This is a genomic window from Epilithonimonas sp., assembly GCF_032055105.1.
GTDB lineage: Bacteria > Bacteroidota > Bacteroidia > Flavobacteriales > Weeksellaceae > Epilithonimonas.
On record NZ_DAMBRK010000011.1, the window covers coordinates 115965 to 127133 of the forward strand.

Genomic DNA, 11169 nt, shown 5'->3' on the forward strand with positions numbered 1-11169 from the left:
GGAATGGCTATTCGAATTAAGATTAATGATCTAATCAATCTGAAAGCGTTTAATTTTTTTTAAAATTAATGTTTAAAAAAAGTGGGGCATTAAGATTAGCAGAAAAAATTTGACTATCTTGACGGAAAATAACTTTACTAATGCCATTCACACATACATGCACTGATCACAGCCCATTATTTCATGAGACCCAATTGGTAATAAATGATTTACAAAAGCTTGCAGAACAGGTTGGGCTTTTATTGTTGGGGAAGCATAGGCATGTAGCAGCTATATTAGAAGCTAAAAATAGAAGTGTTACGAGCTCTACTGCTAAAATGATCGACCGAGCCCAAAAACAACTTACCGTTGTGACAGTTGAAGAAAGGTGGAAACGTGACGGATGGTTGTTTCAGATGATGACGTGGATTTCAATCCGTATGGAAAATCCAGGTATAAATCTGATCTCACAGGCGCCACATACAAATCCTGCTCAACATGGCATTGATGGACTGGCTATTATCCTAACTTCTACAAATCGGATAAAAGCATTGATTATAGCCGAAGATAAATATACAACGAAGCCACGTAGTACTTTAAAATATAAGGTTTGGCCTGAGTTCGAGTTATTTGAAAAGGGTGAGTTTGATAGTCAACTTGTGACCCAAACCACAATGTTGTTAAGCCATTTAGGGGATGATGATATTGACGCAATCATCGAAAATGACATTTATAAAAAATCAAATAGAGTTTATCGTGCAGGCATTACTCCACTTCCTTCTCATTCGACTGCGGAAAAAAGGAAAAATCTATTTAGAGGTTTCGACGGATGTGTATCAGGTCCTGATCAATTACGACGCCAGGCACTTACTTTTAGCCAAGCCAACATTCGGCAGTGGATGGATGATTTTTCATCTAAGATTCATGACTTTTTAGAAACACAAAGACCTTAATATGTACAATTCAATAACAGAAGCGGTTATCCGTACTGCACCTCAGATTGATGGATCAGAAACAGAAAACCTCCCCCAGTATCTAACAAAAATTTATGCAAGAATTGTATCGGTAAGAAGAAAACTTGATGGCAGCAGAAAAATTTCTAAGACATTAAGAAACGATATTGCTGAATTGAGAAAGCTTGCCAATAATTTAGAATCCCTAACTGTGCTTAATAAAAATGGCAATAACATTGTCTCCGCAGCTTTCGTTGCTGGGACAGCACACAACTTGCTACAGTTAATTAGGGATCAAAAGGACTTTGCCTCAGACCACGGTTTAGAAACTCATAACGTCCCAAGTTGGATCTCTTCAATTCTACTATTTTTGATCGGCGACAGTCCGGCAGATGCAGCCGAGATTGCAGGCAGAATGACTACTTCGTCGTCAGGAACGATTCAAGATCAATTAGCAGAGGCAATACGACTTTTGGCAAATGGACAGCTTGGACCGATGAGAGCTATTCAACCTGTTTCAAAAGAATATTCAGCTAATGAAATAGATATTGAAGCCGAAGATTACCTGTGGACACAATTGCTGAGTGGTCTGCAACAGATGGCAGAAGTGCTTATGGGCATGAAAGGACTGGAAACAAACTACTTTAAAAAAGTAATTCAATTGGCAATGCATGATATTACATCTGAAGGACTTGCAATCAAAAGCTGTTATTCTGGGCCATATCATCTTGCCTTACTACTGGATGTTTTGCAAGATCGTTTATTAACCAGGGGAGTTATCAATGTCGATCCACCGTCCGGTATTGACCCATTTGACTGGATTCCATTCTTGCAGAAGCTCGCAGGTTCTCGACCATATTTATGGGAAAATCATTTTAATGCTGTACAAACGGGATTTCTAAATTCCGGTAATTCTGCGGTCTTGACTTTTCCTACAGGAGCTGGTAAAACTACAGTTGCAGAATTGAAAATTGCTTCCACTATGATGGCTGGGAGATCGGTTTTGTATTTGGTTCCTACACATGCACTTGAAGATCAAATCAATAGGGACTTAACTACATTATTTGATAATATGAACGCTGATATATTGGAGATCGGCTCAGAATTTACAGACTTTGATAATCACGGGCTCGAAACAATAAACGTGATGACTCCTGAACGGTGCCTGACCTTGTTAGCAATGAATCCAGAACATTTTGAAAACATTGGACTTGTTGTTTTTGACGAGTTTCATTTGGTCAATGCGCGAATGAACCGTTTGGACAAACGAAGTTTAGATGCTATGTACTGTTTATTACGTTTATTCGCTGAAGTCCCGGAATCAGATTATCTTCTAATATCAGCTATGGTTGAAAATGGCGAAGAAATTGCGTCTTGGGTAAGTAGCGTTACGGGTCGTAATTGCGAAGTATTTAATTCCAGCTGGAAACCTACACGCCAGTTACAGGGATGCGTAATATATCCTCAGCAAGAATTGGACGAATTAAAAAAAATAATTCTTGCGGCGCACGTTGAAAAACCTAATGGTGGTCCGCCTAAAAAACTTAAAGATCAAATTTATGCTTCTCCGTATCAAATTTTCAGTTTACGAAATATATGGGATGAAGGAAGGCCTAATGATTTTTTTGTACGAAAATTATTAAATAAGAAAATCAAGTTAGAATTAAGTCCTTATTGGGGATTAACAAGCAACCGAAATCAGGTTGCTGCGGAACTTGCAGTTCATTTTGTTAGGTCAGGTATCAAAACTTTAGTTTTTGTTAGTAATCCAATTGTAGCCAAAAGCACAGCTCGTAATCTAAACGCAATGCTAGATGAAAGAGTTATGGATCTGGAAACATTCGCTACCCACAATGAGTCTAGAATGAGAAGTCTTGAACTTGAATTAGGAGATTTAAAGTATTCGTACTTTAGTCTAGAAAATCAGGTTGCAGCCCATCACGGTCTTTTACTTCCAGCTGAGCGTCAACTAAATGAATTGTTATTTAAGTACAAAGATGGAATTCACGCCATTGTTGCTACAGCTACTTTAGCTCAAGGTATCAACTTGACAGCAGAGGTGGTTATTATTGCCGGTGATGACCGATTTGATGAAGATACAGAAGGTTCAGAGAAATTACTAGCTCATGAGATTTTGAATGCAGCCGGTCGCGCTGGCAGAGCAGGAATGGCTGCACAAGGCGTTGTAATAATAGTTCCTGGTCAGATCATTAGTTTTGAGAATAGATCAATGGCGCCAGAAAACTGGCGAGCATTGCAACAGCGGATATTTTCTAAAAGTGATCAGTGTCTTACTATTAATGATCCCATGACTAGATTTATTGATGAGGTCATCGACAGCGATGAAAATGAACTTCTATCTCAAGACCTTAATAGTTTATTGCTTCGTCTTAACAATGATGAAACAGAAAAAACGTCAATAAAAACTATCTTTAATAATTCTTTTGCTGCCTATAAAGCTAATCAAGAAGGTAATTCATCATTTTCTCAAAAAATAGATGAGTTAATAAGGAGAAGAGACTCTATTCAAATGAATCAGCCATTTAGTGATTGGGTTGAGTCAGTCAGTTTAAAAACTGGTATTGATCCAACAATTATTGAGCAATTGGGAAATAGTTTGGACGATATGAACCTTGATATTCTCTTTAATTTCACGGTTCCTGAATGGATCAGTTGGTTCTTCAATTGGTTGGAAGGTAATAGAGCACGCATTCTAGAGATTTTTCCAGGTAATGCCGCCCGAGCACAAATTGCAAGAGCACTCGGACTAAAGGTTTCAAAATATAACTTAGATGATTTAATACAAAATATTTCAGCGATTGATCCAATTTTAAAAGCATTTGTTAATGGCGATAATTATCAGACTATTGACAACCTTATCCCTGGAAGAACTGATGAGCATCTAACCAAAGCGAGACATTTCATTCTTCGATTAGTACCTCAGATTAGCTTCGCAATTGGTGTTGTCTCTCTTACATTGAAAGAGTTTCTATTATCTTTAGGCTTTGACCAAGAAGAAATTCCGTTTGTTGTAGGGAATCTTCCTACATTAATTAGAGAAGGCTTAGATACCGAAGAGAAACTTCGGTATAAAATGATACATCGGAGAATGTTACGTGTCGAAATACATCAAGCTTTTAGTTAAAAATTAACCTTGATATCAGTAATGAGAGGTTAATCGTAATATGAAAGAAAGATATCAGCTTTGTAGTTTTACTATAGAATTAGGATTTCTTTGTTCCAATAAGAAAACTATACGCCTTTTAAATCAGAGCGCCCCAAATTGATTTATTTTACCACTTCTTTATTTTTTCAACTCAGTGTTCTCCAAATAATATTTATATTGAAATGAATTCATGAACCTTTATTTACGGAAATCCACAAAAATTTATTCAATAGGATAACTAATTTTGAAAACAATTAATATCTATCTATGAAAAACCTTTGTTTATTTACAGTATTATTTTTAATTTTTTCTTGCAATTCACCATCTTCAATAAATACCCTTAAGTTTAGCAAACACGACTACATCGGTGAATGGCCATTTGCCATCGACGAAATAGAAGTCTATTGCTCCGGTTACAAAGAAATCTATGGCAGAACGAATAACGGAAAGATCTATGCCCTCAATGGATCTGCAAAAGGAGCCTCACATAATGACACTTCCATCAGCAAGATTGAAGAGATCTGGCTGGATGATCCGAAATGGGCCGTGCTAAAGATTTCCTATGGAGATTTTATTACTCAGGGTTTGAAGCTCTGCGAGAATAAATAGAATTCACCCTATCCTCTTGATAAAAGAGAAATGGATAGGTTTCGTAAATTATTTAAGAGGTGAATAATTAAATATAAAAGGCATTGATTGATCAGATCAATGCCTTTTTTCCAGTGGAAATTTTGCTTAAATATTTTATTATACCGTTGGTGACGCCCCGCCATCTACAGAAATATTAGCTCCTGTGATGTATACCCCTTCTGAGGAAGCCAAGAAAGCCACTGTATTAGCAATCTCTTCAGGCTCAGCCATTCTTCCAATTGGCACACCAACAGCATCAATGACATTCTGGAAGGATTCTTCAAAAGTAGTTCCTGACTGCTTAGCAATATTTTCAATAAAATCATTCATTAAGGGAGTTCTTACAACACCCGGGGATACACTATTCACTCTGATCCCTTTAGACCCTACTTCATTTGCTAATGCTTTGCTGTAAGCATTCAACCCAGCTTTAGCTGATGAATATGACATGGTCATTTCCCAGATTGGTTGTTTGGCTGCTCCCGTCGAAATATTGATGATAATCCCCTCCTTCTGTTCAAGCATTGTAGGTAGCAAGGCTTTGTTCATACGAACAACTGACATGAAATTAAGTTCCCAGTCTTTTAACCAGTGCTCATCTTCCAATGTATTAAAACCTCCACCGGGGCTTAAATTGGCTCCGGCATTGTTAATGATAATATCTATCTTACCGTATTTTTCTAAGATTTCTTTTGCAATCTTTTCTGCGCTGTCTGCCTGAGTAAGATCAGCAGCAATAAAATGATGGCTGCTAGAGTTATCGTTTGCTTCTGTACGGGCAGTTGTTACAACAATTGCTCCGCTAGCACTAAGTTTATCCGCAATTGCCTTACCTATGCCTTTAGTTCCGCCTGTTACCAGAGCTATTTTTCCTTTTAAACAATCATACATAATTGATTATATTTTTAAAATTAAGTTGCAAATCTATTTCCATTACTTTACTTTTGCAAGTAGTTACACGATTGTATATTAGCAACACCAAAGTAACTTTTATTGACTATCATACAGTTATGGAAAAAGAAATTATTGAAAAAACGGAAAATAAATGTGAGCTTCAGAAAATCCTTGATATTATCGGCGGAAAATGGTCAATGTCCATTATTTATGCGCTGATTCCTGAAAAAAGGCGTTTCAAAGAACTGGAAAGAATGATACCCGGCATAAGTACAAGAATGCTGGTGAAAGAACTAAAGAATATGGAAGAAAACGGTATTGTAACCCGTACAGCTTTTGCCACTGTTCCACCGACCGTTGAGTATAATTTAACTGCTAAAGGAAGGAAACTGGAGCCTATCATTAATGATCTTTATCAATGGGGATTGGAATATATCAATTAGCATGTTCAGCTAACATTCGTGTTGTTATATATTTCTCTAACCCACACACTTGTGATCGACATAAAAAACCTTCTTTTTCAAGAAGGTTTTTTATGTTAAAATTGTGGTTAAATCAAGACGATGCTGTATCATTTTATCATGAGAAGTTCTAAAAGATTTTTTCAGCAGGAACAACGGAATATACTTGTTATAGAAAATCGGAGAGCCTCATATAAAATCAGGGTATTTGAAATATAATCTTATGGATTCAGATTGAATAAATAAAGAATATTAACTTTGGATTTGACAATGAAAAAACGAAATATAAAATTGAAGGTTACCTTTTCATTTAAATATTTCAAAACCTCAATAACCAAAAAGACTTTATGACTGAAATCAAAAAAAGACACCATTACATATGGCGAGAGTATTTAAGAAACTGGTCAATCAATGATAAGATCAATTCCCTTCTACTACAGGATAAAAAAATACTTAATGACGTCAATCTGATGAACGTAGCACAGGAAAAATTCTTTTATAAACTTGAAGAGTTTACGGAGGAAGAAGAAATAATTTTATTTGAACTGGTAAAAGCATGGAGTGATGAAGCGACCTTAGAAATGAATTTAGAAATTGTTAAAACATTCACTTCTTATTCTAAAGTAAAAAAAATGGCAGCTGACCATTTAAAATTAAATCCGAATAATCATTTAAAGTTAGAATCCGAACTTGCCGCCCTTAAATATAATAGTATTGAAAATATACATACTTTGTTGGAGTCATTTGGTAAAAAAATTATTGCCGTTAAATCAATGGAAGATTTAAAATTTCTAGATGATGAACGTGAATTATTTATAACAATGATCTTTATTGCTTTTCAATACTTACGAACAAAGAAAATGCGTAAATCTGTAGAAAATGTATTAAAAGCTAATCCTCTCCTCTCTGTTAAATTCGTTGATCCCTTTGCTTTTATATTTTCAACCAATCTTGCAAATTCATTAACATTTCACAAAGATCTGACATTCACCCTGCTTGAAAATTTCACATCCAAAGAATTTATCACATCTGATCAGCCTTTGATTAATTTAGAGAAGGACATAAAAGATATCAATAACAGAGTAATAAACTTTAGGGTTTACTATCCGTTAAATCCGCGTTTTGCATTAATTATTCATTATGATAAAAACCCAAAAGAAAAATATATTTTAGAAAAACCTGATGAAAAAGAAATAAACGAACTTAACTCATATATGCTTACAAACTCTGATCATTTTATTTTTTCCCAAACAATCGAATTGCTGGAATATTACAAGACTTGTTTATAAAAATCAATTCTCACAAACAAAAATTAATGCAGAACCTATTTCAGAATTATAAACAATTATTAGAAGAAAGATTGGACAGAAAGCCTTTATTGTCAATTGGCGAAGATTCCATAAGATATGACTTTTTTGTAAGTCTAATGGAGACCTACAAATTTAGGGCTTCTCAAATTCAAGTTGAAGTTCCTATTAATCATCAATGCTTCATTCCAGCAAAAGAAAAAATATCCTATAGAAACGAAAAGCCGTTGATAGATTTAGTTGTAGACGAGGAAGATTTCAAAATATCTGTTGAGTTTGGTTTGTTTCGCCAGAACAGTAATGAAAAAGGATCTATTGATAAAACCGCACGCCTTGTAAAACTTTTAAATGATATGGTACGTGTAGCTTTAGAATCCTACTTTACTAAAACAAGAGGATTATTTATCTGTGTGGCAGATAGTAAAATGCTTGGCCATCAAATAAGAAGTAAAATCGTAAATAGATTTCCAACGGACTATATTATAACAAATAACATAATAGATCATCAACTTCAACAGAAAACTAATAAGTTTGACAAAAGGTTTCTTAATGTTTTTCAACCACTTAATAGAAGTATTGAAAGCAGATTGATTTATAATGAAATCTTAACTGCAAATTATATCGAAAAAGAAACCAAACTCTTAATATGGGATATTTCCTTAAAATAGAATGCATTTGAAAAAGTTAAGCACTCATGTTTTTAAAACTTACAATATAAGCATATACAAATTCTCTACTACCAAAAATATAAATTACTAATTTTTAAAACTTTATCTACAAAATCCGCAAAAAATACTAACTTTGGTTAAAACTAACCAACCATGAAACTAATTTTACTACTGCTATTTTTCCCACTGGTCTTAAGCAGCCAGCAAACAATTGATAAATTTATTGGTGATGTTACCGTGCAATGGCTCAATGACGGAAGATCGATGAAGCTAAAACATGAATTTAGTTATATAGATCCAAATGGAAAACTCTGGAAAGTTCCTAAAAATACTATTGTTGATGGCGCTTCAATTCCACAAGCTTTTTGGACAATAATTGGAGGACCTTATGAAGGTAAATACAGAAATGCCTCTGTTATTCATGATTATCATTGCGATAAAAAAACAGAGAATTGGCAGGATGTTCACTTGATGTTTTATCACGCTTGTATAACAGGAGGTACTTCTGTCACTAAAGCAAAAATCATGTATGCTGCTGTATATGCAGGAGGTCCAAGATGGGACGTCACCATATTGAAAAGTGGGAAAGAAAAAATCATAACAACCACCACAGCTACTACCAGCAGCAATGAAATGAAAGAAATCTCTGAGTGGATTGAAAGTACCAATCCCTCATTGGAAGAAATAAATAGCAGATTAGATAGTGTTGTATTAGAAACCGCCCCACAGCGAACACAAATAAAGATCTGATTATACTTAATCATTACAAAATATCACTGATTCACTAAATTAATAATTTAAATGGCACATTATGCAATATCAGGTGTTTGGAAAGATTCTAATAGTGTAATTACACATTATGCTGTCCATACAGTTAACATAGCGGAGAACACTTTCCGGAAAGCTAAGAAATATACAAAAGCCCAAGCAGTTCAACTTCTTGATAACTCGCTAAATTCTGCACGAACTCTTATTTGGAATTACAGCACAGAAAGATGGAACTGGGGATCAAAAATTGACGTTGTTGGGTCAAATAGTAATAGGTATTTGAGAACAATTCAAGACTCAACAGAACGAAATAATTTAGCTCATCTTATAAATTATGGATGGATTACCAACAATTTCACATAATAGTATTTTCTAAAAACAAAGAACTAATAAAAAACTAATTCATGCTATATCCGATATTAATCGAAAATCTTAAACTGCATCTATGGTAGAAAGTTACAATATTGGAAATTTCTTAAAGGTTGATCATATTGAAAGGGCTTTTAAATTAATCAATCTGCAAATAGAGGATGATAAATTTTCCTTTAAAACCTTAGAATTCGAGATTTATAGGAAAGATGAGGTTACAAAAAATTTTGATTGTCAGAAATTCTATAATGATCTTATAGAAAAAGATCAACTTTATAACAATAATAAAATCTTTTATAATATAGATTATCTGATACCAAAGGGTGTTTATGGTGCAAGGAAATTTAATTTTCTTTCATTTGAGATGCTCATTCTTTACTATGGCTTAGGATTTTACATATTTGATCTAGTAAAAGATTCATATGAAGTCATCGAAACGAAAAAAGAAAACCGAGCTAATATTTCTACTTACTATGGAGGAAAGATAAATTTTAAAGATCCAGAAAAATCGATGCTCTATTATCAAGCAGACTACATCGACTTCAATAATAAAGTTAATACACAAATTGAAAACATCCTTAGCAAAAAAAAGAAAGCGGTAATAATCAAATTAGATATTCAAGATTATTTTAAATCCATCGATCTTGAGATTTTAATTAATATAATCCAAGAGTTTGCAGTTCCTTCAAATTCAAAAAAACAGAACTTTGATAGCTCAACGATAGAAGAAATTAAGAATCTGCTTTTATTCATCAACAGATCTCTTAAAGGCATTCCTTTGTTTTCTCAAAATATTCTTTCTAATTTTTTAAGCTATTAATATCTATTTGAACTTGATAATTTTGTCCAGAACTTAAAAGTATCGACAGAAGATGATTTTATATATTGTCGATATGTAGATGATTTTTATCTCATTTACAAAAGAAATAAAGGACTTAAAAACGATATTATTGGAGACGAGATATTTGATATCACAACTAGTATTTCTGAATTTCTTTACGATAATTTAGGATTAAAAATAAATGAACTTAAAACTCAAGCATTAATAATCAGTAATGCGGATGATTTTGAAAAATTCATCAAAAAAGAAAAAGTTATTAGTATTCCTGATACCCTAAAAAAAGATCAAAAACCTTTAGAAAGGCTTGAAGAAATTAAGGCTATTGTAGAAAAACTAAAGAAAGATTATAAATCAAATGGTAAAGTCTCTATTACCACAGAAGAAAGTAATAAACTAAAAGAGATTTTTTCCATTTCTATGAAACAATACCTTAATTCAGCAAATGCTAAGATTTTGGTCGATAAAATGTTTTTAAATTGGTATCCTGTTCTAACACTTTCAAGTACCCAAGCTTTGATATATTTATTGAAGCATTCTAATCAAAATAAACTCCTAAAGGATTTTTTGATTGACAAAATGGATTTTAAACTGAGCAATCCACAATATTTATTTTTATTAGAAAAATATTTGCTGTCAAATAAACCTGACACAGCATTTAATCAAGAGATTATTGACATCAAAGAGAGTAATTCTTATCTAACGCTTATTAAAAGAATGCTAGATAGTACTAAGATTGTTTACGACTATGAAGATATATCTATTAACGGTAATGTACTTGCTAGTAAAAACACATTGATGCAACAGATTAAAATGCTGACTTTAGCTGAAATTGAAGGCAAATATAATCTCGCTTTTAATCATCTTTTAAATATCTATCACTATTACTGCTATACCAACGATCCGACTGCTGGGGAATTAAAAAATTACAATAAAATAAACGTAACAGATTTTCTTGATGGTCTAGGCTTACCTATTAAACAACTTAACTTCTCAATGCAGTTTTTTGACCGTAGAAATAAGAATAGTATATCTCATGCAGGGGAGGAATTAATGGAAAGCTGGGTTATAAATAAAAACGAGTATAACTCGTAGTGCATTATTAAATTAATTCAATTTTAAGTCTATTCATTTTT

General features: G+C 33.4%; 11 protein-coding genes. 10 read left to right on the forward strand and 1 reads right to left on the reverse strand.

Annotated features, from left to right (window positions below; translation table 11 throughout):
• Positions 1 to 140 precede the first annotated feature (140 nt).
• From RTY06_RS10960 to RTY06_RS10970, 3 genes are all read left to right on the forward strand, one after another.
• Complete coding sequence (locus RTY06_RS10960; protein WP_312824874.1) at positions 141 to 932, forward strand: hypothetical protein; 792 nt, start codon at positions 141 to 143, stop codon at positions 930 to 932.
• A 1-nt stretch (position 933) separates the two neighbouring features.
• Entirely contained in the window at positions 934 to 4077 is a 3144-nt protein-coding gene (locus RTY06_RS10965) for a DEAD/DEAH box helicase (protein ID WP_312824876.1), read from the forward strand.
• A gap of 288 nt (positions 4078 to 4365) precedes the next feature.
• Positions 4366 to 4707 (forward strand): DUF2511 domain-containing protein, encoded by a 342-nt coding sequence (locus RTY06_RS10970; protein ID WP_312824878.1) that lies wholly within the window; start codon positions 4366 to 4368, stop codon positions 4705 to 4707.
• A 138-nt stretch (positions 4708 to 4845) separates the two neighbouring features.
• On the opposite strand, the gene RTY06_RS10975 is transcribed toward RTY06_RS10970, so the two are convergent.
• On the reverse strand, positions 4846 to 5619 hold the full coding sequence (locus RTY06_RS10975) for an SDR family oxidoreductase (RefSeq protein ID WP_312824879.1): 774 nt from the start codon (positions 5617 to 5619) through the stop codon (positions 4846 to 4848).
• Between the two features lie 53 nt (positions 5620 to 5672).
• Here RTY06_RS10975 and RTY06_RS10980 point away from each other — a divergent pair, with 53 nt between their 5' ends.
• From RTY06_RS10980 to RTY06_RS11010, 7 genes are all read left to right on the forward strand, one after another.
• Positions 5673 to 6065 carry a helix-turn-helix domain-containing protein gene (locus tag RTY06_RS10980; protein WP_312824882.1) on the forward strand — a complete coding sequence of 131 codons (393 nt, stop codon included), beginning with the start codon at positions 5673 to 5675 and terminating at the stop codon, positions 6063 to 6065.
• 365 nt (positions 6066 to 6430) lie between these two features.
• Positions 6431 to 7372, forward strand: a complete 942-nt coding sequence (locus tag RTY06_RS10985) for a DUF4238 domain-containing protein (RefSeq protein WP_312824884.1) — start codon at positions 6431 to 6433, stop codon at positions 7370 to 7372.
• 26 nt (positions 7373 to 7398) lie between these two features.
• Positions 7399 to 8058 carry a hypothetical protein gene (locus tag RTY06_RS10990; RefSeq protein WP_312824885.1) on the forward strand — a complete coding sequence of 220 codons (660 nt, stop codon included), beginning with the start codon at positions 7399 to 7401 and terminating at the stop codon, positions 8056 to 8058.
• Positions 8059 to 8211: 153 nt separating this feature from the next.
• Positions 8212 to 8808: a DUF1353 domain-containing protein gene (locus tag RTY06_RS10995; protein ID WP_312824886.1), complete on the forward strand. Its 597-nt coding sequence runs from the start codon at positions 8212 to 8214 to the stop codon at positions 8806 to 8808.
• A 51-nt stretch (positions 8809 to 8859) separates the two neighbouring features.
• Positions 8860 to 9189 (forward strand): DUF3892 domain-containing protein, encoded by a 330-nt coding sequence (locus tag RTY06_RS11000; protein ID WP_312824887.1) that lies wholly within the window; start codon positions 8860 to 8862, stop codon positions 9187 to 9189.
• Between the two features lie 82 nt (positions 9190 to 9271).
• Positions 9272 to 10015, forward strand: a complete 744-nt coding sequence (locus RTY06_RS11005) for a hypothetical protein (protein ID WP_312824888.1) — start codon at positions 9272 to 9274, stop codon at positions 10013 to 10015.
• Positions 10016 to 10453: 438 nt separating this feature from the next.
• The gene (locus tag RTY06_RS11010; protein ID WP_312824890.1) at positions 10454 to 11128 is read left to right on the forward strand and encodes a hypothetical protein; all 675 of its coding nucleotides are present in this window, start codon (positions 10454 to 10456) and stop codon (positions 11126 to 11128) included.
• Positions 11129 to 11169: the final 41 nt, after the last annotated feature.

Bases quoted from the DNA above. Each gene is read 5' to 3' on its own strand.
- RTY06_RS11010 (WP_312824890.1), top strand. From the start codon at position 10,454: ATGAAACAATACCTTAATTCAGCAAATGCTAAGATTTTGGTCGATAAA.
- RTY06_RS10990 (WP_312824885.1), top strand. From the start codon at position 7,399: ATGCAGAACCTATTTCAGAATTATAAACAATTATTAGAAGAAAGATTG.
- RTY06_RS11000 (WP_312824887.1), top strand. From the start codon at position 8,860: ATGGCACATTATGCAATATCAGGTGTTTGGAAAGATTCTAATAGTGTA.
- RTY06_RS11005 (WP_312824888.1), top strand. From the start codon at position 9,272: ATGGTAGAAAGTTACAATATTGGAAATTTCTTAAAGGTTGATCATATT.
- RTY06_RS10995 (WP_312824886.1), top strand. From the start codon at position 8,212: ATGAAACTAATTTTACTACTGCTATTTTTCCCACTGGTCTTAAGCAGC.
- RTY06_RS10960 (WP_312824874.1), top strand. From the start codon at position 141: ATGCCATTCACACATACATGCACTGATCACAGCCCATTATTTCATGAG.
- RTY06_RS10970 (WP_312824878.1), top strand. From the start codon at position 4,366: ATGAAAAACCTTTGTTTATTTACAGTATTATTTTTAATTTTTTCTTGC.
- RTY06_RS10965 (WP_312824876.1), top strand. From the start codon at position 934: ATGTACAATTCAATAACAGAAGCGGTTATCCGTACTGCACCTCAGATT.
- RTY06_RS10975 (WP_312824879.1), bottom strand. From the start codon at position 5,619: ATGTATGATTGTTTAAAAGGAAAAATAGCTCTGGTAACAGGCGGAACT.
- RTY06_RS10985 (WP_312824884.1), top strand. From the start codon at position 6,431: ATGACTGAAATCAAAAAAAGACACCATTACATATGGCGAGAGTATTTA.